Here is a 23,684-nt window from a genome sequence, read left to right on the forward strand (position 1 = left end):
CGCCGCCCGTCGCGCGCCCGGGCCACCACGATGGCTTGCGCCCGGCGCCCGCTCATGATCTGTGCTCCCCCCAGGGATGGAGAAACCGGATTATGAAGCTCTACGATTCAAGCCGTGCGCCCAATCCGCGCCGGGTGCGCATCTTCCTGGCTGAAAAGGGCATCGCGGTGCCGCTGGCGCCAGTCGACCTGATGAAGCTCGAGCACAAGTCCGAGGCCTTCACCCGCCTCAATCCGCGCCAGCTGGTTCCCGCCCTGGAGCTGGACGACGGCACGGTGATCAGCGAAACCATCGCCATCTGTCGCTATTTCGAGGCGCTGCAGCCGGAGCCCAACCTGTTCGGGCGTACGCCCCTGGAACAGGCCATGGTGGAGATGTGGCAGCGCCGCGTGGAGCTGGAGCTGCTGCTGCCGGTGATGAGCGTGCTGCGCCACCTGAACCCGGCCATGGCCGCCCTGGAGGTGCCCCAGGTGCCGGCGTGGGGCGAGGCCAACAAGCCGCGGATCTCCGCTTTCCTCGAATTCCTGAACACCGAGCTGGCCGAGCGCGCCTTCGTGGCCGGCGCGCATTTCACGGTGGCCGACATCACCGCCATCGTCACCATCGATTTCATGCGCGCCATCCGCGCCGAGGTGCCCGAACACCTCACCCACATCCTGCGCTGGCGCAACGTGGTGTCCCAGCGCCCCAGCATGAAGGCCTGAGACCATGCGGCTGACGGTGGCCGGCTGCGGGGATGCCTTCGGCTCCGGCGGGCGGAGCAATTCCTGCTACCTGGTGGAAGCGGCCGGCATGCTGGTGGCGCTCGATTTCGGTGCCAGCGCCCCGGTCGCCCTCAAGCGCATGAAGGTCGACACCGCGCGCATCGACATGGTGGTGCTGAGCCATCTGCATGGCGACCATTTCGGCGGCCTGCCCACACTGCTGCTCGACGGCGCCCTGGCCCAGCGGCGCAGCCGCCCGCTGGCCATCATCGGCCCGCCCGGCACGCGGGCGCGGCTCGATGCGCTGATGGAGGTGCTCTATCCCGGCATGGGCGCCACCCCCTGGCCATTCGACTGGCAGGTGCGGGAGGTGGAGCCGGGCTCCACCTCCTCCCTCGGGCCGCTCAGCCTCACCACGGCGGAGGTGCGCCACCGCGCCGGCGCGCCCGCCACCGCCCTGCGCCTCACCGACGGCGCGCGGACCCTCGCCTTCTCCGGCGATACAGAGTGGACCCAGGCCCTCATCCCCATCGCCCGTGAAGCCGACCTGTTCATCTGCGAATGCTCGCTGTTCGAGACGGCGCCGGCCGGCCACATGGCCTATCGCGTGCTCGCCGGGCACCGGGGACAGCTGGCCGCCGGCCGCGTGCTGCTCACCCACATGGGCGACGACGTGCTGGCCCGCCGCGATGAGGTGGACCGCGCCCTGTTCATGCTCGCCGAGGACGGCCTCGTGCTCGATGTCTGAGAGCGCGCTCGACACCCTGCTTGCTCGCATCCGGGCCTGCCGGGTGTGCGTGGAAACGCCGCGCGGCGCGCCTCTACCCCATGCGCCGCGCCCGGTGCTGCGGGTGTCCGCCACCGCCCGCATCCTGGTGGCGAGCCAGGCACCGGGCACCAAGGTTCACGCCAGCGGCCGGCCCTTCACCGACGCGTCCGGCGACCGGCTGCGCGCCTGGATGGGGGTGAGCGCCGACGAATTCTATGATGTGGCGCGCATCGCCATTGCCCCCATGGGCTTCTGTTTTCCCGGCCAGGACGCCAAGGGCGCCGACCTGCCGCCCCGCCGGGAATGCGCAGCCACCTGGCACGACCAGCTGTTCGCCGCGCTGCCCGCATTCCGGCTGGTGCTGGCGGTGGGCCGGCCCGCCCAGGCCTATCACCTGAAACGCCTCGGTCTCGGCCACCTCACCGGCAGCAGCCTCACCGAGACGGTGGCGCGCTGGCGCACCGTGCGGGCGGAAGGCGGGCGGCTGCCGCGGCCGGTGATCCTTTATCCGCTGCCCCACCCCTCCTGGCGCAATACCGGCTGGCTGAAGCGCAACCCCTTCTTCGAAGCCGAGCTGCTTCCGGAGCTGAAAGCCGACATCGCCCGCCTGCTGCGACTCGGCGGCACACCCCTCCAGGGCGCTTCCGATCCAAGTGGGACCGGCTCGCGTGAAGGACACCCGTAAAAACAATAGCCCGGAGCAGGCCTTGCCGCATTGCAGCGGGAAGATGCCCCAGCGGCGACTTCGCCCGCTGTGCTCCGGCGCGCCTGTACCAGCCACGCTCGGACGCGCGCAAAGTCCTTGCTTTCCCCCGTTCGCCACTCAGGTATGCAATGCGTCACCAGTGAACGAAGCTTAGGCGTGGAAATTGCCTTCTGCTTAAGCAGCGCTCATTAGTGAGGCTTTGCAGAAGGGCGACATCGTGCGAAGCAAGAGTACATTCAATTGGTTCCAGAGTGCCGCTCACGCGCTCCGCGCCCTGTTGCCGGGCGCCGCCGCAGGCCGGCGGCGCGGGAGAGACGTGATGGCCGACAGCACACTGGCCGGCAACGGCGCCAGCGAAACCGCCACCGAGAGCGCCGTGCGCGCCGCCCTCAAGCAGGTGAAGACCCCGGAGGGCGTGACCCTTGCGGATTCGTCCGCCCTGTCGGGCGTGGTGATCACCTCCGGCAAGGTCTACCTGTCCATCAATGTGGATCCGGCCCAGGTGCGGGCCTGGGAAGATGTGCGGATCGCCGCGGAAAAGGCGGCCGCCTCCGTGCCCGGCGTCGCCTCGGCCCTGGTCGCGCTCACCGCCGAGCGCGCGGCCGCCCCGGCCGCCAAGCCCGCGCCCACCGCCAAGCCCGCCCCGGCTGCGGCCCACGGGCACGCGCCCGCCAAGGGCACCGCGGTGCCGGGCGTGAAATCCATCATCGCCGTGGCCTCGGGCAAGGGCGGGGTGGGCAAGTCCACCACCTCCATCAATCTGGCCCTGGCCCTGCGTGATCTCGGCCTGAAGGTGGGCCTGCTCGACGCCGACATTTACGGCCCCTCTTTGCCCCGCCTCACCGGACTGTCCCAGAAACCGGAGATGGAGGACGGCAAGACCCTCATTCCACTGGAGAATTTTGGCCTGCAGCTGATGTCGATCGGGTTTCTCGTGGAAGAGGAAACGCCGATGATCTGGCGCGGCCCCATGGTGATGAGCGCCATCACCCAGATGCTGCGCGACGTGAAATGGGGCCCGCTCGACGTGCTGGTGGTGGACATGCCCCCCGGCACCGGCGACGCCCAGCTGACCATGGCGCAGAACGTGAACCTGGCCGGCGCCGTCATCGTCTCCACCCCCCAGGACCTCGCCCTCATCGACGCGCGGCGCGGCGTGGCCATGTTCGAGAAGGTGAACGTGCCTATTCTCGGCGTGGTGGAAAACATGGCCTATTTCGTGTGCCCCCACTGCGGCGGGCGCTCGGACATCTTCGGCCATGGGGGCGCCCATGCGGAGGCCGACAAGCTCGGCGTTCCCTTCCTGGGTGAAATCCCACTCAGCATGCGCATCCGCGAGATGTCGGACGCAGGCCTGCCGGTGATGGTTTCCGATCCGCAAAGCGAGCAGGCGGACGCCTACCGCCACGTTGCGGCGGGCGTGAAGGCCTCCCTCGACCGGCTGGAGACGGGCGGCAAGGCGGCCCCGCGCATCGTTATCGAGTAGTTGCGCAATTTTATGTCCAAATAGATGGCATTGGCGCAGTTTTAAGTACGCCAATGCCATTTTTGCGGTGCAAACATACTTTCCCTCTGCAGACTGCCGCTCTAGATAGGTCTTCGACGCCGCTTCGCCCGAAGCGATCAGGCGCGCGTCGTGCAAGACGTCCTAGGGAGCTGCCCGCATGAAACGCCGTGATTTCCTGACCGCCGCCGGTGCCGGTGTCGCCGCCACCACCGCCGTGGCCATGCCGGCCATTGCCCAGTCCGCGCCGGAAGTGAAGTGGCGCTGCACCTCGTCCTTCCCCAAGTCGCTCGACACCATCTATGGCGCCGGCGAGCTGATGGCCAAGACGGTCGCCGAGGTGACGGACGGCAAGTTCCAGATCCAGGTGTTCGCGGCGGGCGAGATCGTCCCCGGCCTGCAGGCCCTCGACGCCACCCAGAACAAGACCGTCGAGATGTGCCACTCGGCCTCCTATTATTATGTGGGCAAGGACCCGACCTTCGGCCTTGGCACCGCCATTCCGTTCTCGCTCAATACCCGGCAGATGAATTCCTGGTTCCTCTTCGGCAACGGGCTCAACCTGCTGAACGACTTCTACAAGAAGTATGGCGTCTCCATGCTGCCCGGCGGCAATACGGGCGGGCAGATGGGCGGCTGGTTCCGCAAGGAGATCAAGTCCACCGCCGATCTCCAGGGCCTCAAGATGCGCATCGCCGGCATGGGCGGGCAGGTGATGGCCAAGCTTGGCGTGGTGCCGCAGCAGCTCGCCGGCGGCGACATCTACCCGGCGCTGGAGAAGGGCACCATCGACGCCGCCGAGTGGGTCGGCCCCTATGACGACGAGAAGCTGGGCCTCTACAAGGTGGCGCCCTATTACTACTATCCCGGCTGGTGGGAAGGCTGCGCGGCCCTGAACTTCTTCTTCAACCTTGAAGAGCTGGAGAAGCTGCCGAAGACCTATCGCGCGGCCCTGACCACCGCCTGCGCCCGCGCCAACGAGAGCATGCTGGCCAGCTACGACGCCAAGAACCCCATCGCCATCCAGAGCCTCGTGAAGGCCGGCACCAAGCTGCGCCGCTACCCCAACGACGTGCTGGACGCGGCCTACAAGGCGGCCAACGGCCTCTATGACGAGGTTTCCGCCGTCAATCCCGAGTTCAAGAAGATCTGGGAAGACGTGAAGGCGTTCCGCAACAACGGCTATCTGTGGTGGCAGATCGCCGAGTTCAACTATGACGACTTCATGATCCGCGCGCGCTCGCGCGGCTGATCCCGACCGCGATCCTCCGCCATGGGAGCCCCGGCCGGCGCACCGGCCGGGGCTCCTCGCTCGCACGGCTCTCGCCCTGCGCGACTGTTGCCGTACCCGCGCCGTGCGCGACTCTTGCCTTATCCGCACTCTGCGCGACTCCTGCCTTGCCCGCGCCGTTTGCAGCTCTTGCCCAACCCGGCTCCTGCCGTGCGCAGCTTTTGCCTCGCGCCAACGAGTTGGGGCCCGCCGGGCCGCCTTCCCTTGATCTCGCCGGGCCGAAAAACTAGTGTCCGCCCGCGCGGCGGCGCGTCCGGTTCTTCGGCTTCGCGTCCGCTCGCCCGTTTTCTCGCGAGCCCCTCATGATCGATCCCGCCCTTCCGCCCCACATGCGGCCCGACCGCTCCTTCCAGGCCCTGCTGCTGACCCTTCAGCGCTTTTGGGCGGACCAGGGTTGCGTGATCCTCCAGCCCTACGACATGGAAGTGGGCGCCGGCACCTTCCACCCCGCCACCACCCTGCGCGCGCTGGGGCCGAAGCATTGGAAGGCCGCCTATGTGCAGCCCTCGCGCCGGCCGAAGGACGGGCGCTATGGCGAGAATCCCAACCGGCTCCAGCATTATTACCAGTTCCAGGTGATCCTGAAGCCCTCGCCGGACAACCTCCAGGAGCTCTATCTCAAGTCCCTGGAAGCCATCGGCGTGGACCTCAAGGTGCACGACGTGCGCTTCGTGGAGGACGACTGGGAGAGCCCGACGCTGGGCGCCTGGGGCCTGGGCTGGGAGTGCTGGTGCGACGGCATGGAAGTCTCGCAATTCACCTATTTCCAGCAGGTGGCGGGCTTTGAGTGCTCGCCCGTCGCCGGCGAGCTCACCTATGGCCTGGAGCGCCTCGCCATGTATGTGCAGGGGGTCGAGAACGTCTACGACCTCAACTTCAACGGCCGCGAGGGCGCCGAGAAGACCACCTATGGCGACGTGTTCCTGCAGGCCGAGCAGGAATATTCGCGGCATAATTTCGAATATGCCGACACCGACATGCTGCTGGAGCAGTTCCGCATGGCGGAAGGCGCCTGCCACAAATATCTGGCGGCGGGCGATGCCGGCGAGAAGCACCTGATGGTGCTGCCAGCCTATGACCAGTGCATCAAGGCCTCCCACGTCTTCAACCTGCTCGATGCGCGCGGAGTCATCTCGGTGACCGAGCGCCAGAGCTACATTCTGCGTGTGCGCGAGCTGGCCAAGGCCTGCGGCGCGGCGTGGCTGAAGACCGCCGCCGGCGGCGCCGATGTGCGGGAGGATGCAGCATGAGCGGCGCCAAAACGACCAGCAGCGCGAAAACCCTGTTCCAGCTCGCGGGCGTGCCACAGCGCAAGCCGGCTCTTTCCGAATGCGCCGTGGTCGTCATCGACGCCCAGCGCGAATATGTGGACGGGCTCGTCCCGCTCGTGGGGGTTGAAGCCGCCCTCGCCGCCATCGGCCGGCTGCTTCAGGCCGCCCGCGCGGCCGGCGCACCGGTGATCCATGTGGCCCACAAGGGCGCCGAGGGTTCGGGCGGTCCGTTTGATCCCAAGGGACCGGGCTTCGCCTTCGCCGCGCCCGCCATTCCCGGGCCGGGGGAAGGGGTGGTTGAAAAGCTGCTGCCCAATTCCTTCGCCGGCACCGACCTCAAGGCCCAGCTCGACGCCACCGGGCGCAAGGCCGTGATCTTCGTGGGCTTCATGACCCATATGTGCGTGAGCACCACGGCGCGGGCCGCGCTGGAGCTGGGCTACACCTCCTTCGTGGCGGCCGACGCCGTCGCCACCCGCGCGCTGCCGGACCCGCTGGGCGGACCCGACCTTGCCGCGCACGACATCCATCGCACCGCTCTCGCGGAGCTTGCCGACCGCTTCGCCACCGTCGTCACGACGGCCGAGATTGCTTGAAAAGCAGCCATGCCCGATCTTCTGCTAGAACTCTTCTCCGAAGAAATCCCCGCCCGCATGCAGGCCAACGCGGCCGATACCCTGCGCAAGCTCGTCACCGACGCGCTGGTGAACCGGGGCCTGCTCTATGAGGGCGCCAAGGCCTTCGTCACCCCGCGCCGGCTGGCGCTGGCGGTGCATGGCCTGCCCGGCAAGCAGGCGGACCAGAAGGAGGAGAAGAAGGGCCCGCGCGTGGGCGCGCCCGAGGCGGCGCTCGCCGGCTTCCTGAAGAGCGCGGGGCTTTCCTCCATCGATCAGGCCAAGGTGCAGACCGACCCCAAGAAGGGCGATTTCTACGTGGCCGTGGTGGAGAAGAAGGGCCGCCCCACGCCGGAGGTGATCGCCGAGATCGTTCCGGAGATCATCCGTTCCTTCCCCTGGCCGAAATCCATGCGCTGGGGCACCGGCACCCTGCGCTGGGTGCGCCCGCTGCACTCCATCGTCTGCACCTTTGGCGCGGAAGGGGACGAGCCGGAAGTCGTGAGCTTCGAGGTGGAGGGCATCACCTCCTCCAACGTCACCTACGGCCACCGCTTCATGGCGCCGGAGCCCTTCACCGTGAAGCGGCTGGACGACTGGATGGCGAAGCTGGAGGCCGCCAAGGTGGTGGCCGACCGCGACCGCCGCAAGGACATCATCCTCAACGACGCCAAGGATCTGGCGCTCGCCGCCGGCCTGGAGCTGGTGGAGGATGAGGGCCTGCTGGAAGAGGTCTGCGGGCTGGTGGAATGGCCGGTGGTGCTCATGGGGTCGTTCGAGGAACGCTTCCTCGACATCCCGGATGAAGTCATCCGCGCCACCATCCGCGCCAACCAGAAGTGCTTCGTGCTCAAGGACGCCAAGACCGGGCGCCTGACCAACCGCTTCGTCCTGATCTCGAACCTGGTCGCAACCGACGGCGGCGAGGCCATCGTGGCCGGTAATGGCCGGGTCATCCGTGCCCGGCTGTCGGATGCCAAGTTCTTCTGGGACACGGACTTGGCCAATGGCCTCGAAAGCCGCATGGGCAAGTTCGAGCACATCACCTTCCACGAGAAGCTCGGCTCGCAGAAGGCGCGCATCGATCGCATCGCCCGCCTCGCCAAGGAGATCGCGCCTCAGGTGGGCGCCGATCCGGCTCTGGCGGAGGAAGCGGCGCTAATCGCCAAGGCGGACCTGCTGACCGAGGTTGTGGGCGAGTTCCCCGAGCTGCAGGGCCTGATGGGCCGCTATTACGCGCAGGCTGAGCACATGGCGCCGGAAGTGGCCGCCGCCTGCGAGGAGCATTACAAGCCGCAGGGGCCCGGCGACCGCGTGCCCACCGCCCCGGTCTCCATCGCCGTGGCGCTGGCGGACAAGATCGACACCCTGGTGGGCTTCTGGGCCATCGACGAAAAGCCCACGGGCTCGAAAGACCCCTATGCCCTGCGCCGGGCGGCGCTCGGCGTGATCCGGATCATTCTGGAGAACGGGCTGCGGCTGAAGCTGCTCGATCTATTCGACTCTGCATACTGGGCTTCAATCGAACAGGATCTCGAAAACGATCGAGCGCGGTTGGTGAATGACCTGATCGAAGAGATCGCCTCGGCGCGGACGATAAATTTTGAAATTGATAGCATTAAGGGAAATGAAGCCAGATTTCATTCACTTAGCGCGCTATATGAATCAAATTCTTCCTTCCAGCCGGACACTACCAAAGACGATGAAAGCATCGCAAACGAAATAGCTTCACTTATACTTAATGAGCGCGGACGGTTTGCGTCAAAAAGCATTAAGCCAACCTCCCGAGACCTCCTCTCCTTCTTCGCCGATCGCCTGAAGGTGTATCTGCGGGAGAATGGGGCGCGGTTCGACTTGGTGGATGCGGTGTTTGCCCTGCCCGGCCAGGACGATCTGTTCGAGCTGGTGCTGCGCATGACCTCCCTCGCCCGCTTCCTGGAGAGCGAGGACGGCAAGACCCTGCTCGCCGGCTATCGCCGCGCGGTGAACATCCTGCGCATCGAGGAGAAGAAGGACGGCAAGAGCTACAAGGGCCCGACCGAAGCCGCCCTGCTGAAGGAAGAGGCCGAGGAAAAGCTCGCCGCCGCCATGGACGACGTGAAGGAACGCATGGCCACCGCCCTTGCCGGCGAGGATTTCGAGGCCGCCATGACCGCGCTCGCGGACCTGCGCGCCCCGGTGGATGCCTTCTTCGAGGCTGTCACCGTGAATGCCGAGGACCCGGCCCTGCGCGAGAACCGGCTGAAGCTGCTGGACGAGATCCGCACCGCCACCCGCGCCATCGCCGACTTCGACCGCATCGAAGGCTGACGGCGGCGGCGAAAGCCGCGGAAGAGTGAAGCAAGGCGCCCGGCTGGCAACGGCCGGGCGTTTTCGTTTTCCACCCACCCACACCGCACGCCCCCGGACAGCGGACGGGAAGACGCACCGCTCCGGGCTGTCATTCCAAATGTAAGAACCTGTCATTCTCGCCCGTTATTCCAGATATTAACTCATAATCAACGCATTAGACGCTCGCCAAAGGACCGATCCGAAAGCGGATACTGAAAAATCTTCATATTCTGCCATTTCGTCTTGCCCATCACCGATGCGCGATGGTACGCAAGTGCGATACTCAGGGGGCAGGCCATGATGCAGCAGGTGGGGACGCGCGTCCGCTCGGACCTTCGGCAAGCGGTGTTCGGGACGAATGGGGGCACGGGCGCGCACGCCATATGCCGCCCCATATGGCACCGCCCGCAGCGCAGCTTTCGCCAGTGGACGCGGGCGCTGCTGGCCGGGGTGGCGCTCTGCCTTTCCGCGGTGCCAGCCTTGGCCCAGGCCAGCTTCTGCCATACCCAGAGCTGCGCCGAGCACCAGACCGCGGACCACATCCGCGCCCTCTCGACATTCAGCACCCTGATGGACAGCGCGGCCGGCCAGGCGCTGCTGCAGGCCAATGCCCAGGCCACCATTGATGTCTACCAGGGCGCGAGCGAGGCGCTGAAGAACCTCGCCGTCAAGAATGCGCAGACCCCCTTCGACCCCTATGTTTCGACGACCAACATCTTCGGCATGGTCTCCTCGCCCATCAGCGCGACCATCGTCGACTGGGCCTCGAACAACAGGCTGCCCGGCAATATCGCCTACGATCTCTACTATTCGTACGAGACCGAGCAGGTGAGCATTGTGAAAGACTATTTTGGCGAAAAGAACATCTATGGCCGCGCCTATAACCTGCCCGATCCACCAGTGGGCGATCCGCGTCCGTTCCTAACCCTACCCGAAATCCGCGACCACCCTTGGACCACGCCCCCGACCGATCCCGACTCGGTGACCAGCCAGGTAGACCAGTGGGAGGGAAATAAGACGGTGGCGTCATTCCCGAGCGGCCACACCACCTACGGCTACACCTCCGCCATCTATTACGCCATCTTGCTGCCCACCTATTATCAGGAGCTTTTCGCGGCCGGCGAGCAATATGCCCTGAGCCGCAACGTCCTCGGCGTGCACTATGCGCTGGACGTAATCGGCGGCCGCATCGTGGCCATGCAGGCCCTGGCCAAGCTGATGGCGAACGATCCCAACTATTCGTCCAACTTCCAGGAATCCACCGAGAAGAACAAGCGGGACCTGGCCGAGGCCCTGGCCAGCGAGGGGCTCAGCGCCGTCTCGCCCCTTCATGCCGCCTGCGGCGCGGACGTGAAAGGCTGCATCGCCAGCGGCGCCGTCCCCACCGCTGCTGCCTATCGCCAGGCGCGCGAGGAGGCCACCTGGTTCCTCACCTACGGCCTGCCTTCGGTGGGCGCGACGAACCTCGCACCGGTCGTGCCCGAAGAGGCCAAAGAGCTCATCCGCAACCGCTTCCCCTACATGACCGCCGACCAGCTCGACGCCGTGCTGGCCAGCACCGAGCTGCCCTCCGGCGTCCCCCTGGACGACGGCACGGGCTGGGCCCGGCTCAACCTCTATGCGGCAGCCGGGGGCTATGGCACCTTCGACGACACCGTGACCGTCACCATGAACGCGGCCGAGGGCGGCCTGCACGCCTTCGACATCTGGAGCAACGATATTTCCGGTGCCGGCGGCCTCGTGAAGATGGGCACGGGCACCCTGCTGCTGGCCGGGGACAACACCTATACCGGCGGCACCAGCGTCGGCGAAGGCACGCTCGCCTTGACCGGGACCCTGGTGGGCGACCTCGACATCAGCGCCGGTGCCAGCTTCATCAGCGCTGGCGGCTATGCCGTCGCCCCCGATGCCACCTTGAACAATGCGGGCACCTTCACCTCGGTGAATGCCGCGCTGTGGAACTTCGGCGCCCTGGTGAACAACGGCACCGTGGAGAGCACGGTGCAGAACTACGGCACCCTCTCCGGCAACGGCCTGATCGTGGGTGGCCTCGTCAATGCCGGGGTGGTGGCGCCGGGCAATTCCATCGGCACCATCACCGTCAGCGGGCCGGTCACCTTCACCTCGTCCTCGCTCTATGTGGCCGAAACCAATGCGGCGGGGGCCAGCGACCTCATCGCCGCCAGCGGCCTCGTCACCCTTGGCGGGCGCCTGGTGCTGGTGTCGGAGGATGGCGCCCTCCCCAAGCTGGGGTCCTACACCGTCCTGTCCTCGGCCACCGGCATCACCGGCAGCTTCGAGCAGGTGACGACGGCCGGCGCCTTCCTGAAGGCGGATGCGGTGGTGAGGGGCGACAGCCTGAGCGTTTCCGTGGCACCCGACCGGGCAGCCTTCGCCACCGCCGGCGGCACCCGTAATGCCGCGGCCGCGGGCCTCGCCGTGGCGAGCCTGCCCTATTCGAGCCCGATCCTGGAATCCGCCGTCACCCTCGATCGCGCCAGCGCGTTCGGTGCCCTCAACAGCCTCACCGGCGAGGTGCACGCCTCCACCGCCTCGGTTCTGCAGAACCAGTCCATCTATCTGCGGCAGGCGGTGAATGGCCGCCTGCAGCAGGCGGCGGAGGAGACCGCGCCGCAGGCACAGCCCCTCGGCTACGCCCAGGCGCCCATCGCCACCGCGCAACTCGCCCCCACCCTCACCCCCACGGTCTGGGCCCAGGGCTTCGGCAGCTGGGGCAATGCCAGCGGAAACGGCGCCTTCGATGTCTCCAGCAATATCGGCGGCGTGTTCGGCGGCATCGACACGCGCCTGACGGCGGACTGGCGCCTGGGCATCGCCGGCGGCATCAGCCAGTCTTCCTTCGACACCGACGGCGTGAGCGGCTCCGGCACCAGCAACAATTACGATCTGGCGCTTTACGCGGCCACCCGCTTCGCCGGCTTCGATCTGAAGCTTGCGGGCAGCTATACGTGGCACGACATTTCCACCAGCCGTACCACGGCGCTGCCGGGCCTTCTGGCGCAAAGCCTCTCCGCCGACCAGAACGGCACCACCGGCCAGCTCTTCGGAGAGGCCGCCTACGACATGAACCTGTCGGGCGTGAGCCTCGCGCCCTATGCGGGCCTTGCCTATGTGCGGCTGAAGCTCGACGGCTTCACCGAGACCGGAGGCGTGACCGCCCTGACCTCCAGCGGCCTGACCCAGGACAACGTCCTCACCGCCCTGGGCCTACGCACTGCCAAGACCTTCGCCCTGGGCCAGGCCAGCCTCACCGCGCGGGCGGCCCTCGCCTGGCAGCATGCCTTCGGGGATGTCGAGCCCACTCTCACCCAGAGCTTCGCCCTGGGCAGCGCGCCCTTCACCATCTATGGCGTGCCCATCGCTCGGGATGCCGCCCTGGTGGAGGCGGGAATCGACTGGAACCTGACGGCGAATGCCGTGCTCGCGGTGGCCTATTCCGGCCAGCTCGCCAGCGACTCGCAGGACAATGCCGTTCAGGGGCGCCTCAGCGTGTCCTTCTGAACGGCGCCAGCCTTTCAGAAGCAATTTTCTTCGGCGGTGGACCTCGATCGCGCCACCCGTTCCGTAAGCTCAGCAATGCCCGGCCTCGCGCCGGGCATTGACGTTTTGCGCCCCTCGCACATCCGCGCACTCTTCGGCCAAAGGCGGCGAAGAGCCGGAAAACGCAAGACCCGGCGCGGGTAACAGGAGGCGCCGCGCCCTTTCCCCCAGATGGGCCGCGCTTAACACTCTGCCGCGCGAAGTTTACACTTCTCCAACCATCTGTTCATGCCATGTTAAGATGAGTAAATGGCATCTTCATCAAGGCCTTAGGGAAATTTTCATCGCCACCTGCCAGTGTCTTCCCGGGTTGAGTAGAGTAAAAGGTGGCGTAAAGATGACCGATGCCTATCGGCCAAAAGCAAAATATGTGATCGGGCCGGATGGCAGTCCACTGACCATCGCCGATCTGCCGCCTCCGGACACACGGCGCTGGGTCATCCGGCGCAAGGCGGAGGTGGTGGCTGCGGTGCGCGGCGGGTTGATCTCCCTGGAGGAAGCCTGCAAGCGCTATACTTTGACGATGGACGAATTCCTCTCCTGGCAAGCCTCCATCGACCGACACGGCCTGCCGGGCCTGCGCACCACGCGCATCCAGCACTACCGGCAGTAAGCCGCCAATCGGGGCTCGCCCCCAAGGAAAAGCCAGCTTGCGCGAAAGCGGAAGCAACGGCGGAAGCACTTGCCCCAAGGCGGCGCGCGCAAAGGGACCTCCAGGGCACATGCGGTGAATGGAAATTCACCGCATGTGCCCTGTCTCCATTTGGCCCGCCTTTGCAGGAGCCCTGTTCCCGTTTTTGAGTGACGCAGGCGTCACGCGCCGGCCCCATCGGGACTTACATCGTGGCAGATCACGCGATGCGGGCGGCGATGAAATCCGAAAGGCGCGCTCCGCCGTCATCCGGCGTCCCCACATTGTCGATCACCAGATCCGGCGCGATCGCCAGATCCGGCTGGCGCAGCAGGCGCTCGCGGATGTCGGCCGCGTCCTCCCGCCCGCGCGCGGCAAGCCGCTCGGCGCGTACCTCCGCTGGCGCCGTCACCAGCACCACCGCGAGATGCGCAAAGCGGCGCCGCGCTTCCACCAGGGTCGCGCGCGAGCCGTTGGCCACCACCACGCCACCGGCGCGGATCTGCAGCGCCACCTCGGGCCCCAGGGCGTAGGCCAGGCCATGGGCGCGCCACCACAGCGCGAACCGGCCCTCGGCAAGGGCATCCGCGAACTCCGACTCGCTCAAGGTGCCGTGGGCTTCGCCGGCACCGGCCGCTCGGGTGACGAGCCGCCGCGCAAACATCACGCGGCCATCCCCTGCAAACCGCGCGCGGGCGATGTCCAGCAGCGTGTCCTTGCCGGCACCAGAGGGGCCGACCACCAGAATCAGCGCGCCCGGGCCCAAGGTCTCGATGGCAGGAGACGCCTCCGCAGGTGCCCCCTCTGCAGGTGAGCCGGCCACAGGAGGCCCGGCCGCAAGGCCGTTTCGATCACCCGTCATGCCACGCGCCGCCCCTCACGATAGACGCTCCTTACGGCTGGAATCCCGCCCAGCGGCGACACCCGCACCAGATCGGCGCGACGGCCCACGGCAATCTCGCCGCGATCCGCCAGCCCCACCGCCTCGGCCGGGATCTTGGTGACGCGCTGCACCGCTGCCGGCAGGGAAATGGAGGGCACGCGCCGCGCCAGGTCGAAGGCCGACCACAGCAGGCTTCCCGGCACGTAATCGGAAGACAGGATGTCGAGCAAGCCTGCCCGCGCAAGGTCCTCTGCGGAGGCGTTGCCGGTATGGGAGCCACCGCGCACCAGGTTCGGCGCCCCCATCAGCACGCGGATGCCCGCATCGCGCGAGAGGCGCGCCGCTTCCTCGGAGGTGGGAAATTCGGCGATGGCCACCCCATCGCCGATGGCCTCGGCCACGTGCTCCGCCGTGGTGTCGTCATGGCTCGCCAGAACACAGCCATGGGCATGGGCGAGGGCAACGAGGCCGGCGCGGTTGTTGCGGGCATAACGCTCGTGGAAATCGAGGCGCGTGGAGACGATCACGTCCATTTCCTCGGCGCTGACGCCGCTTTTCTTCATGTAATAGCTGCGGAACTGCTCGATGGTGGCGAACTGGCGCTGGCCCGGCGTGTGGTCCATCAGCGAGATAAGATGGACCGGAGTAGCGGCCATGATGGCCGCGGCATCCTCCACTACCGTGTCGGTGGCGACCTCGCAGCGCAGATGGATGCGATGATCGGCGCGCAGGGCGTCGGCCTTCCGCGCGATCTCGAAGGCCGTGATGAGGGAGGGCGCGTCCCCATCCATGCCCACCGCGCGCTTGTCCGGCCACACCCGGAGCGAATCGAAGACGGTGGTGATGCCCGATGCGGCGATCTGCGCATCATGGGCGAGCACGGCGGAAAGCGGGTTCCACTTCACCTTGGGCCGCGGCGCCAGGTGGCCTTCCACATGGTCCGTGTGCAGCTCCACGAGGCCCGGCAAGAGATAGTCGCCGCCGAGATCCTCCGCGCCGGCGGGCACCGCACCGGTTCCGATCTCGACGATAAGGCCGTCAGCGACGCGCAGATGGCCTTCCAGAACCTCCCCGGCGAGCACCAGGCGGGCGTTGGCGAGCACCAATTCGTTCATGTCCTGTCCCTTTGCCTTCGGCGCCGGTCCTGGCCGGGGCCCCTCGGGCGGCGGGGGTGCGCCGCCCGGCTTCGTTCGTCAGGCGGAAAAACGCGTCACGTCCACCACCCGGTCGGCCACCGCCTCACGGGTGTCGGCATCGTGGAAGATGCCGAGGAGGGCGCAGCCGGCGGCCTTCTTCTCAGCGATGAGATCCACCACCACCGCGCGGTTGGCGGCATCCAGGGAGGCGGTGGGCTCGTCCAGCAGCAAGAGCGGCTGGGAGCCGATGAAGCCGCGCGCCACGTTCACCCGCTGCTGCTCGCCGCCGGAGAAGGTGGCTGGCGGCAGGCGCCACAGCCGCTCGGGCAGATTGAGGCGGGCGAGCAGCGCGCCGGCCCGCGCCAACGCCTCCTCCCGCGCAACGCCTTCCATCAGCAGCGGCTCAGCCACCACGTCGAGGGCGGACACGCGGGGAATGACCCTCAGGAACTGGCTGACATAGCCGATGCGCTCACGCCTCAGGCGGATAAGGCGGCGCGGATCGGCCCGCGCCACATCCACCAGTCCCTCAGCATCGGCCACCCGGATGGCGCCGGAATCGGTGCGGTAATTGCCATAGACCATCTTCAGGATGGAGCTCTTGCCCGCCCCCGAAGGCCCGCCCAAAGCGACGCATTCGCCGGGAAACACCTCGAACGAGACGCCTGCCACCACCGGCAGCTCCACCCCGCCCTGGAGGTGAAGGGTGAAATGCTTGGCGATGGCCTCCACCGCCAGCAGGGGATAAGCCGCGCCAGTGGCCGGCGTGGAAAGCTGCGTTAGGGTCATGGCGTGAGCACCGAGGAGACGAGGAGCTGGGTGTAGGGCTCGCGCGGATCGTCCAGCACCTGGTCGGTGAGCCCTTCCTCGATCACGTGGCCGGACTTCATCACCATGATGCGATGGGACAGAAGCCGCGCCACCGCGAGGTCGTGGGTGACGATCACCACCGCGAGGCCGAACTCGGCCACCAGCTGGCGGATGAGATCGAGCAAACGCGCCTGCACCGACACATCGAGCCCGCCCGTGGGCTCGTCCATGAAGACGAGGCGCGGGCGCGTCACGAGATTGCGGGCGATCTGCAGGCGCTGGCGCATGCCGCCGGAGAAGGTGCGCGGATCGTCGTCGACGCGCTCCGCCGCGATCTCCACCCGGCCCAGCCAGTCGATGGCCTCGGCGCGGATCCGGCCGTAATGGCGCTCGCCCACGGCCATCAGGCGCTCGCCCACATTGCCGCCGGCCGAAACCGCCATGCGCAGCCCCTGCTCGGCATGCTGGCGCACGAAGCCCCAGTCCGTGCGCAGCAGCAGGCGCCGCTCGCTTTCGCTCAAGGCGGCAAGGTCGCGCATCTCCCCATCCCGCATGCGGTAGAGGACGCGGCCGGCGCTGGGGCCAAGCTCGGTGGAGAGGAGGCCGAGCAAGGTGGACTTGCCGGAGCCGGATTCGCCCACAATGGCCAGCACCTCGCCCGGATAAAGGGTGAGGCTCACATCCGCGCAGCCGAGCCGCGCGCCGTAATAACGGGTGAGGCCTTCGGCGATCAGCAAAGGCGCGTCGGCATCCCGGCCCTCAGCATCGCGGCTCATGGCATCCCCGCTCATAGCATCCCCGCTCATGGCTGGCCTCCCTCGCTCGGGGCGGCCTTGGGCGCATAGGGCGCGCTCATGCGGCCGGTGTGGCCCTCGCTCTGGCGGGTGGCGCAATGGTCCGTGTCCGAGCACACGAACATGCGCCCGCCCTGGTCATCCAGGATCACCTCGTCGAGATAGACCCCCTCGGCTCCGCACAGGGCGCAGGGCTCCGAAAAGGTCTGCACCTTGAAGGGGTGGTCCTCGAAATCCAGCGGCACCACCGGGGTATAAGGCGGCACCGCATAGATGCGCTTCTCGCGCCCCGCACCAAACAACTGCAGCGCCGGGCTCATGTGCATCTTCGGATTGTCGAACTTCGGGATGGGCGAGGGGTCCATCACGTAGCGCCCGTTCACCCGCACCGGATAGGCATAGGTGGTGGCGATGTGGCCGTGATGGGCGATGTCCTCGTAGAGTTTCACGTGAATCAATCCGTAGTCCGCCAGGCCGTGCAGGCGGCGCGTCTCGGTCTCGCGCGGCTCCAGGAAGCGCAGGGGCTCGGGGATGGGCACCTGATAGACCAGCACCTGGCCCGCCTTCAGCGGCGTCTCAGGAATGCGGTGGCGGGTCTGGATGACGCTGGCTTCCTCGGTGCGGGTGGTGGTTGCCACCCCCGCCGTGGTCTCGAAGAAGGTGCGGATGGCCACCGCATTGGTAGTGTCGTCCGAGCCCTGGTCGATGACTTTCAGCACATCGTCGGCACCAAGGATGGCGGCGGTCACCTGCACGCCACCCGTGCCCCAGCCATAGGGCATGGGCATTTCGCGGCCGGCGAAGGGCACCTGATAGCCGGGAATGGCAATGGCCTTCAGGATGGCGCGGCGGATCATCCGCTTCGTCTGCTCGTCCAGATAGGCGAAGTTGTAGGTGATGGCCGGCATGCCCGCGCGGCGTTCTGCGGTGGGGTTCATTCGGCGGCCTCCTGTTGGGACGGCTCGGATACGGGCTCGGCGGCCTGCTCCTGCTCGGCGCGCATGCGGCGCACCAGCTCCAGCTCGGCCTGGAAATCCACGTAATGGGGCAGCTTCAGGTGCTCCACGAAGCCGGTGGCCTGCACATTGTCGCAATGGGAGAGGACGAATTCCTCGTCCTGAGCCGGGGCGCTCTTTTCCTCGCCCAGCTCGGCGAAACGCAAAGTGCGGTCCACCAGCGCCATGGACATGGCCTTGCGCTCCGACTGGCCGAACACGAGGCCATAGCCGCGGGTGAATTGTGGCGGCTGGGTCGCCGAGCCCTTGAACTGGTTCACGCTCTGGCATTCGGTGAGCGCGATGTCACCCAGCGGCACGGCAAAGCCCAGTTCCTCCGCGAACAGGCTCACCTCCACGGTGCCGAAGCGGATCTCGCCCACGAAGGGATGGGTGCGCGCATAGCCGCGCTGGCTGGAATAGCCGAGCGCCAGCAGGAAGCCCTCATCGCCCCGCGCCAGTGCCTGCAGCCGCAGCGGCCGCTCGGCCGGGAACGACAGCGGCGTGCGGGTCAGGTCCGGCGGCGTGCTGCCGTCATCCACTGGGGATGCCTCCACCAGGCCTTCGTCGCCGAGGAGGTCGGTGACGCGGGGCATGGGGGCGGCAACCGGCATCTCATCCGCCCCCCTGTCGGCGCCGTTCTCGGGCAATGCCGCATGGTTCTCCTGGGCAGCCAACGGAGGGACAGGGGCCGCCTGCGTGCTTTCCCCGCTGGCCGCGACGAGGGCGGAAGCCCCCTCCTCCCCCCGCGCCCAGGTGGCCAAGGTCTCGTCGAGCAGGCGGTGGGTGTAATCGAAGGTGGGGCCCAGCACCTGCCCGCCGGGCAGGTCCTTGAAGGTGGCGGAGATGCGCCGATGGATGCGCATGGCGCCTGTATCCACCGGGTCGCTCGAACCGAAGCGCGGCAAGGTGGTGCGGAAGGCCCGCGCCAGGAAGATGGCCTCGATCAGATCGCCCCGCGCCTGCTTGATGGCGAGGGCGGCCAGCTCCCGGTCATAGAGCGAGCCCTCGGCCATCACCCGGTCCACGGCCAGCGCCAATTGCTCGGCGATCTGGTCGAGCCCGATCTCCGGCACCTCGGGATCGCCCCGCCGGCGCCGCGCCAGCAGGTCATGGGCGTTGCGGATGGCGTCCTCTCCGCCTTTGACAGCCACATACATGGCTCACACTCCGCTGTTCGGGCGCGAACGAACGGTGCGCGGCAGGCCTGCCACCGCGCCCGGCGCGCACAAGATGAGATCGATGCCGAGGGGAAAGCCCGCTGCATTGGCCTCGAGCCGCGCCGCGAAATCCGCCGGCAGCGGCTCGGCACCGAAGCCGCGATGACCCTCGATGCCCGGCCCGAAGAGGCTGAGCGGCCCCTCGGCAAAGCGCGCCACGTTCACCACCAGGGTGGCGGAACGGTCCGGATTGTCGGGCTCGCCCTGGGCGAAAGCGGTGAAGGAAGGCAGCTCCTCGCCCGCGCAGAAGAAAGCGAAGCGCGCTTCGGCCGCGTCCAGCACCCGCGGCGCGCCGGTGTGGAAGCGCAGGAAGTCCGTGACCTCCGGTTGCGCACCGAGGCGGCCGCCGAGGAAAACCGGGGTCTCATAATCAAGCAGAGCCAGGGCCACCGCGCCCAGTTCCGGCGTCAGCGGCGCGGGCGGGGTCAGGTCGGCCGCGAGCGGCACCACCCGGCCCGGCTCGGCCATCGCCCACATGAGGGCGGAAAAAGTGCGCTGGGCAGCGTGCACCGGATCGCCAAAGCCCGGCGCCAGGGCGGATGAGAGCTGTGCCATCAGTCTTCTCCCCGGGTCATGGTGAAGAAATTGACCTTGGTGGCCTCCGTTTCCGCTGCCTGGGCCGCGGCCTCCGCCGCTAGGCGCCGCCGCAGCGGGCGCAGAGCGTCGTCCACCGCAAGGCGCAAGGCCGGGTCCTGCCACAGGGCATCGAGCACCGCAGCCGCCCGCGCCCGCGCCGGAGCGCGACCCAGGAGATAGGACATGCCGGTGGCGCCGCCTTCCAGCTGCACGGCGGCGCGCGTCACCGTCGCCTCACCCAGATTGAAGGGGCCGCCATCACCGCCGGCGCGGCCCTGAACCATGACCAGCCCCACCTCGGCCGGACGCAGGTCCTTGAGCTTGGGCAGGGGCTGGAAACGCTCGATGGCCGCCTCCAGCTCCTTCAGCGTGGCGCGGGCCAGCAGCCCCATGAGCGCCTGCCGGGCGGCAACCTCTGCGGACGCGGGCGGGGAAACGGCGGGCCCGGCCGCTGCCGATGCCTCGGTGCTGGTGTCGGGAATCATGGCGCTCTCGATGGCTTGATCGTTCGCCCGCGGTCACATCCGCACCGCGGCGTCGCGGACGCTTCACTAGACTCAATTTGTCTATTCGTCTATACAAATATGCAAGACGCGAGAACAAGAGGGAGCAGCGCGTGTCGGGAGCAGCGCAGAATGTGCCCGCCGAGGGTCACAACGAGATGACGGAAGAAGCCGCCCCGGTGCCGCGCGGCACTGGCGTCACGCTCTGGCGCCAGATCGCCGAGCGCCTGGAGGCGGACATCGCCGCCGGCCGCTGGCAACCGGGCGAGCGCCTGCCGGTGGAGGCGGAGCTGGCGAGCGCGTTCGGCGTGAACCGGCACACCCTGCGCCGGGCGCTGGCGTCCCTTGCCGAATCCGGGCTCATCGAAGCCACCGCCGGGCGCGGCACCTTCGTGAAGGCCTTGCCGTTGCGCTATCCCATCGGCCCGCGCACGCGCTTTTCGGAAATCGTTTCCGCCGGCGGGCGCTGGCCCTTCGGCCGCTTCCTGGGTGGACGGGTGGAGAATGCCGACGCCGAGGTAGCCCGGGAGCTGGAGATTGCGGAGGGCACGCCGGTGCTGCGCATCGAAAGCATCCACGAGGCGGACGGGGTGCCCATTTCCTATGGCACGGCCTGGTTCGTCGCCTCGCGCTGCCCGGACCTCGACCTCGTCTATGCGGCCACCGGCTCGCTGACGCGGGCCCTGTCCACGCTAGGCATCGAGGACTTCCGCCGCCGCGAGACCCGCATCACCGCCCGCCCCGCCAATGGACGGGAGATGGAACAGCTCTCCATTGCCCCAGGCCGGTCGGTGCTGGTGCTGGAGCGGGTGGACGTTGAGCCCAACGGACGCCCCCTGCAATGGGGCCGCTCCTCCTTCGCCGCCGACCGGGTCCAGCTCGTCTTCAAGCCCTGATACCGAGAGGCCCCCATGGCCCGCATCGACACCCTCGACGCCCTGCGCGCGCTCTACGGCTCCCCCTCCGGCCGCGCCCGCGACAAGGTTCTCGCGCGGCTTGACGCTCACTGCCGCCACTTCATTGCCCTGAGCCCGTTCGTGCTCATCGCGACCAGCGACGCGCACGGCGCCGCCGATGTTTCTCCGCGCGGCGACATGCCCGGTTTCGTAGTGACGGAGGAGACACGCCTGCTCATTCCCGACCGCCCCGGCAACAACCGCATCGACAGCCTTAGCAATATCATCGCCAATGCCCACGCCGGTCTCTTATTCCTGATCCCCGGCGTCAACGAGACCCTGCGCGTAAACGGCCGCGCCGCCATTCATGACGACGAGGCGTTGCTGGCCCGGTTCGCGGTGGCGGGGCGCCCGCCGCGCACGGTCATCACGGTGGAGGTGGAGCAAGCCTTCCTCCACTGCGCCAAGGCGTTCATGCGCTCCGACCTGTGGAGCCCGCTGGCACAGCTTCCCCGCACCGCCTTGCCCACCATGGGGGAAATGCTCGCCGATCAGGTCGGTCATTGCGACCCGGTGGAGACCCAGGACCAGATGGAGCAGCGCTACCGCGCGACGCTCTATTGAAACCCCACGTCAGGTGGTGATGCGGGCCTTGCCGATGATGGCGAAGCGCAGGCGTGAGGAAATGAAGTCGATCACGCCCACCATCACCAGCATCATGAGGATGAGGAACGACACCTTCTGCCATTCCAGCACGCGGATCTGCTCGGCCAGATGCAGACCGAGGCCGCCGGCGCCGACAATGCCGACGATGGTGGACTGGCGGGAATTGGACTCGAAATAATAGAGCAGCTGGCTCGCCAGCACCGGCAGCACCTGGGGCAGCATGCCGAAGCGGACCCCTTCGAGGCCCGAGCCGCCGGTGGACACCACGCCTTCCACGGGCTTGCGGTCCAGCGCCTCCACCGCCTCGGAAAACAGCTTGCCGAGCTCGCCGAAGCTGGCGGTGGCGATGGCCAGGATGCCCGCGAACGGGCCGAGGCCCACCACCGTCACATAGATCAGGGCCCAGATCAGGCGATCCACGCCGCGCACGGCGTCGAGGAACCGGCGCACGCCGAAATGGGCGAAGATGTTGGGAATGACGTTCTTTGCCGCCAGGAAGCCGAACGGCAGCGCCAACAGCGCCCCGCCCAGGGTGCCGAGGAAGGCGATGGCCAGCGTCTCTCCCAGCGCATGCATGTAGAGCGGAAGCTGGGTGCCGGGATCCGGCGGGAACATCAGAGTCACGAAATGGGCGAGCTGCGCCACGCCCGAGCCCAGCCGGTCCAGGCTGAAGCCCAGGCGCCAGAAGGCGTAGACCGCCAGCGCCGCGGCCGCCACCAACGCCGCCACGGCGCGCACCCGCCCGGCGGACGAAGGCTGCATGGCCTGCGGGAAGGCGGCGGCAAGGCGGGCCCGGTCGGCGTCGCCGAGGTCGAAGCGGGCGCGGCTCATCGGCTCCCCTCCAAGCCCAGCAGGCGGTGACGCACCTGCTCGGTCAAAAGATCAATAATCATCACCGTGCCGATGATGAGCAGCAGGATGGCCGAAACATCGGAATAATAGAATTTGCGGATGGCCTCGATGAGATCCTGGCCGATGCCGCCCGCCCCCACGAAGCCCATGATGGAAGCTTCGCGCACATTGATCTCGAACCGCAGCAGCCCGTAGGAGGCGAAGTTGGACGACACCTGCGGCACCACCGCGAAGCGCACCGCCTCGCTCCAGGACGCGCCGGACGAGGTGGCGCCCTCGACCGGCTTCATGTCGATATTCTCGACCACCTCCGCGAACAGCTTGCCGAGCGCGCCCATGGTGTGAATGGCCAGCGCCAGCACGCCCGGCAGCGGACCGAGGCCGAACGCCACCACGAACAGGAGCGCGAACACCAGCTCCGGCACCGTGCGGCAGAACTCCAGGAAGCGCCGCGCCGTGACCCGGATGAACGGGTTCGCCACCAGATTGGCGCTGGCGAGGAAGCTGAGGAAAAAGGCGCCGATGCCGCCCAGCAGCGTGCCCAAGTAGGCGATGAGGATGGTATCCACCAGCAGTTTCAGCCAATGGTCGAGATTCCAATACCATTCGGACAGATCGGACCAGAGCGTGGCCCAGTGGAGGGTCGGCAGGATGGTCCAGAAATAGTTCGGCAGGCGGTCCATATGTTCAAGGAACACCAGGGGCCGCACCTCGCCCATCCATCCGGACAGGAAGATGCACGCCACCACCACCGCGACACCGATGAGCGTATGCCGCTGCCGCTCGCGCACCGCGGCGTCATAGCGGGTGAGCAGCGGGGCCAGCTGATCGTCGGGCAGGATGGGAACGGCGTGGGGCAAGGGCGCCTCTCTTGAACCGGCCGGGAAATGGGGGAATGTGGCCAATGGCGAAGCGGCAGCCCCGGGCATCCGCGCCCGAAGCCGCCGCCAGTCTCGACGCCCCCGAGGGGC

22 protein-coding genes are annotated in these 23,684 nt (G+C 67.6%); 12 read left to right on the forward strand and 10 right to left on the reverse strand.

Annotated elements, in window-relative coordinates:
* Positions 1-92: 92 nt before the first annotated feature.
* The 10 genes from L0966_RS17380 to L0966_RS17425 all read left to right on the forward strand — a co-directional run bounded on the left by L0966_RS17380 (position 93) and on the right by L0966_RS17425 (position 13,364).
* A complete protein-coding gene (locus tag L0966_RS17380; protein ID WP_234053231.1) occupies positions 93-704 on the forward strand; it encodes a glutathione S-transferase family protein in 612 nt (203 codons plus the stop codon).
* A 4-nt stretch (positions 705-708) separates the two neighbouring features.
* Positions 709-1,452: an MBL fold metallo-hydrolase gene (locus tag L0966_RS17385; RefSeq protein WP_234053232.1), complete on the forward strand. Its 744-nt coding sequence runs from the start codon at positions 709-711 to the stop codon at positions 1,450-1,452.
* Complete coding sequence (locus L0966_RS17390; RefSeq protein WP_234053233.1) at positions 1,445-2,158, forward strand: uracil-DNA glycosylase family protein; 714 nt, start codon at positions 1,445-1,447, stop codon at positions 2,156-2,158. The genes L0966_RS17385 and L0966_RS17390 overlap by 8 nt, the downstream gene beginning before the upstream one ends.
* Positions 2,159-2,498: 340 nt before the next feature.
* The gene (locus tag L0966_RS17395) at positions 2,499-3,665 is read left to right on the forward strand and encodes an Mrp/NBP35 family ATP-binding protein (RefSeq protein WP_234053234.1); all 1,167 of its coding nucleotides are present in this window, start codon (positions 2,499-2,501) and stop codon (positions 3,663-3,665) included.
* Between the two features lie 178 nt (positions 3,666-3,843).
* Positions 3,844-4,935 carry a TRAP transporter substrate-binding protein gene (locus L0966_RS17400; RefSeq protein WP_234053235.1) on the forward strand — a complete coding sequence of 364 codons (1,092 nt, stop codon included), beginning with the start codon at positions 3,844-3,846 and terminating at the stop codon, positions 4,933-4,935.
* A 341-nt stretch (positions 4,936-5,276) separates the two neighbouring features.
* On the forward strand, positions 5,277-6,224 hold the full coding sequence (locus tag L0966_RS17405) for a glycine--tRNA ligase subunit alpha (RefSeq protein WP_234053236.1): 948 nt from the start codon (positions 5,277-5,279) through the stop codon (positions 6,222-6,224).
* On the forward strand, positions 6,221-6,841 hold the full coding sequence (locus L0966_RS17410) for a cysteine hydrolase family protein (protein ID WP_234053237.1): 621 nt from the start codon (positions 6,221-6,223) through the stop codon (positions 6,839-6,841). Before L0966_RS17405 ends, L0966_RS17410 begins: the two co-directional genes overlap by 4 nt.
* Before the next feature lie 9 nt (positions 6,842-6,850).
* Positions 6,851-9,169: a glycine--tRNA ligase subunit beta gene (gene glyS, locus L0966_RS17415; RefSeq protein ID WP_234053238.1), complete on the forward strand. Its 2,319-nt coding sequence runs from the start codon at positions 6,851-6,853 to the stop codon at positions 9,167-9,169.
* Positions 9,170-9,487: 318 nt separating this feature from the next.
* Positions 9,488-12,712, forward strand: a complete 3,225-nt coding sequence (locus tag L0966_RS17420; protein WP_234053239.1) for an autotransporter domain-containing protein — start codon at positions 9,488-9,490, stop codon at positions 12,710-12,712.
* A 376-nt stretch (positions 12,713-13,088) separates the two neighbouring features.
* A complete protein-coding gene (locus tag L0966_RS17425; protein ID WP_234053240.1) occupies positions 13,089-13,364 on the forward strand; it encodes a DUF1153 domain-containing protein in 276 nt (91 codons plus the stop codon).
* Positions 13,365-13,602: 238 nt separating this feature from the next.
* On the opposite strand, the gene phnN is transcribed toward L0966_RS17425, so the two are convergent.
* The 8 genes from phnN to phnG form a co-directional block, all read right to left on the reverse strand.
* Positions 13,603-14,244 (reverse strand): phosphonate metabolism protein/1,5-bisphosphokinase (PRPP-forming) PhnN, encoded by a 642-nt coding sequence (gene phnN / locus L0966_RS17430; RefSeq protein ID WP_234053241.1) that lies wholly within the window; start codon positions 14,242-14,244, stop codon positions 13,603-13,605.
* Positions 14,241-15,380 carry an alpha-D-ribose 1-methylphosphonate 5-triphosphate diphosphatase gene (locus tag L0966_RS17435; protein ID WP_234053242.1) on the reverse strand — a complete coding sequence of 380 codons (1,140 nt, stop codon included), beginning with the start codon at positions 15,378-15,380 and terminating at the stop codon, positions 14,241-14,243. Before L0966_RS17435 ends, phnN begins: the two co-directional genes overlap by 4 nt.
* 78 nt (positions 15,381-15,458) lie before the next feature.
* Positions 15,459-16,190: a phosphonate C-P lyase system protein PhnL gene (phnL, locus tag L0966_RS17440; RefSeq protein WP_234053243.1), complete on the reverse strand. Its 732-nt coding sequence runs from the start codon at positions 16,188-16,190 to the stop codon at positions 15,459-15,461.
* A complete protein-coding gene (phnK, locus tag L0966_RS17445; RefSeq protein ID WP_234053291.1) occupies positions 16,187-16,987 on the reverse strand; it encodes a phosphonate C-P lyase system protein PhnK in 801 nt (266 codons plus the stop codon). The genes phnL and phnK overlap by 4 nt, the downstream gene beginning before the upstream one ends.
* Before the next feature lie 26 nt (positions 16,988-17,013).
* Complete coding sequence (locus L0966_RS17450; protein ID WP_234053292.1) at positions 17,014-17,913, reverse strand: alpha-D-ribose 1-methylphosphonate 5-phosphate C-P-lyase PhnJ; 900 nt, start codon at positions 17,911-17,913, stop codon at positions 17,014-17,016.
* Between the two features lie 26 nt (positions 17,914-17,939).
* Complete coding sequence (locus tag L0966_RS17455; protein ID WP_234053244.1) at positions 17,940-19,160, reverse strand: carbon-phosphorus lyase complex subunit PhnI; 1,221 nt, start codon at positions 19,158-19,160, stop codon at positions 17,940-17,942.
* Between the two features lie 3 nt (positions 19,161-19,163).
* The gene (gene phnH, locus L0966_RS17460) at positions 19,164-19,775 is read right to left on the reverse strand and encodes a phosphonate C-P lyase system protein PhnH (protein ID WP_234053245.1); all 612 of its coding nucleotides are present in this window, start codon (positions 19,773-19,775) and stop codon (positions 19,164-19,166) included.
* A complete protein-coding gene (gene phnG, locus L0966_RS17465) occupies positions 19,775-20,281 on the reverse strand; it encodes a phosphonate C-P lyase system protein PhnG (RefSeq protein WP_255684032.1) in 507 nt (168 codons plus the stop codon). The genes phnH and phnG overlap by 1 nt, the downstream gene beginning before the upstream one ends.
* Positions 20,282-20,412: 131 nt before the next feature.
* On the opposite strand from phnG, the gene phnF reads away from it, so the two are divergent.
* On the forward strand, positions 20,413-21,195 hold the full coding sequence (phnF, locus tag L0966_RS17470; protein WP_234053246.1) for a phosphonate metabolism transcriptional regulator PhnF: 783 nt from the start codon (positions 20,413-20,415) through the stop codon (positions 21,193-21,195).
* 15 nt (positions 21,196-21,210) lie between these two features.
* The gene (locus tag L0966_RS17475; RefSeq protein ID WP_234053247.1) at positions 21,211-21,819 is read left to right on the forward strand and encodes a pyridoxamine 5'-phosphate oxidase family protein; all 609 of its coding nucleotides are present in this window, start codon (positions 21,211-21,213) and stop codon (positions 21,817-21,819) included.
* Between the two features lie 9 nt (positions 21,820-21,828).
* On the opposite strand, the gene phnE (L0966_RS17480) is transcribed toward L0966_RS17475, so the two are convergent.
* Positions 21,829-22,692, reverse strand: coding sequence for a phosphonate ABC transporter, permease protein PhnE (gene phnE, locus L0966_RS17480; RefSeq protein ID WP_234053248.1), 864 nt, complete (start codon positions 22,690-22,692; stop codon positions 21,829-21,831).
* On the reverse strand, positions 22,689-23,573 hold the full coding sequence (gene phnE / locus L0966_RS17485; RefSeq protein ID WP_234053249.1) for a phosphonate ABC transporter, permease protein PhnE: 885 nt from the start codon (positions 23,571-23,573) through the stop codon (positions 22,689-22,691). The genes phnE (L0966_RS17480) and phnE (L0966_RS17485) overlap by 4 nt, the downstream gene beginning before the upstream one ends.
* Between the last annotated feature and the right edge of the window lie 111 nt (positions 23,574-23,684).

This window comes from Xanthobacter sp. NM-59 (assembly GCF_021401125.1).
GTDB lineage: Bacteria > Pseudomonadota > Alphaproteobacteria > Rhizobiales > Xanthobacteraceae > Xanthobacter.

Coding starts and splice junctions, on each gene's coding strand:
- L0966_RS17435 (WP_234053242.1), bottom strand. CDS start 15,380: ATGAACGAATTGGTGCTCGCCAACGCCCGCCTGGTGCTCGCCGGGGAG.
- L0966_RS17395 (WP_234053234.1), top strand. CDS start 2,499: ATGGCCGACAGCACACTGGCCGGCAACGGCGCCAGCGAAACCGCCACC.
- L0966_RS17455 (WP_234053244.1), bottom strand. CDS start 19,160: ATGTATGTGGCTGTCAAAGGCGGAGAGGACGCCATCCGCAACGCCCAT.
- glyS (WP_234053238.1), top strand. CDS start 6,851: ATGCCCGATCTTCTGCTAGAACTCTTCTCCGAAGAAATCCCCGCCCGC.
- L0966_RS17380 (WP_234053231.1), top strand. CDS start 93: ATGAAGCTCTACGATTCAAGCCGTGCGCCCAATCCGCGCCGGGTGCGC.
- phnN (WP_234053241.1), bottom strand. CDS start 14,244: ATGACGGGTGATCGAAACGGCCTTGCGGCCGGGCCTCCTGTGGCCGGC.
- L0966_RS17425 (WP_234053240.1), top strand. CDS start 13,089: ATGACCGATGCCTATCGGCCAAAAGCAAAATATGTGATCGGGCCGGAT.
- L0966_RS17400 (WP_234053235.1), top strand. CDS start 3,844: ATGAAACGCCGTGATTTCCTGACCGCCGCCGGTGCCGGTGTCGCCGCC.
- L0966_RS17405 (WP_234053236.1), top strand. CDS start 5,277: ATGATCGATCCCGCCCTTCCGCCCCACATGCGGCCCGACCGCTCCTTC.
- phnL (WP_234053243.1), bottom strand. CDS start 16,190: ATGACCCTAACGCAGCTTTCCACGCCGGCCACTGGCGCGGCTTATCCC.
- L0966_RS17390 (WP_234053233.1), top strand. CDS start 1,445: ATGTCTGAGAGCGCGCTCGACACCCTGCTTGCTCGCATCCGGGCCTGC.
- phnH (WP_234053245.1), bottom strand. CDS start 19,775: ATGGCACAGCTCTCATCCGCCCTGGCGCCGGGCTTTGGCGATCCGGTG.
- L0966_RS17450 (WP_234053292.1), bottom strand. CDS start 17,913: ATGCCGGCCATCACCTACAACTTCGCCTATCTGGACGAGCAGACGAAG.
- phnK (WP_234053291.1), bottom strand. CDS start 16,987: ATGAGCCGCGATGCTGAGGGCCGGGATGCCGACGCGCCTTTGCTGATC.
- L0966_RS17475 (WP_234053247.1), top strand. CDS start 21,211: ATGGCCCGCATCGACACCCTCGACGCCCTGCGCGCGCTCTACGGCTCC.
- L0966_RS17420 (WP_234053239.1), top strand. CDS start 9,488: ATGATGCAGCAGGTGGGGACGCGCGTCCGCTCGGACCTTCGGCAAGCG.
- L0966_RS17410 (WP_234053237.1), top strand. CDS start 6,221: ATGAGCGGCGCCAAAACGACCAGCAGCGCGAAAACCCTGTTCCAGCTC.
- phnE (WP_234053248.1), bottom strand. CDS start 22,692: ATGAGCCGCGCCCGCTTCGACCTCGGCGACGCCGACCGGGCCCGCCTT.
- phnG (WP_255684032.1), bottom strand. CDS start 20,281: ATGATTCCCGACACCAGCACCGAGGCATCGGCAGCGGCCGGGCCCGCC.
- L0966_RS17385 (WP_234053232.1), top strand. CDS start 709: ATGCGGCTGACGGTGGCCGGCTGCGGGGATGCCTTCGGCTCCGGCGGG.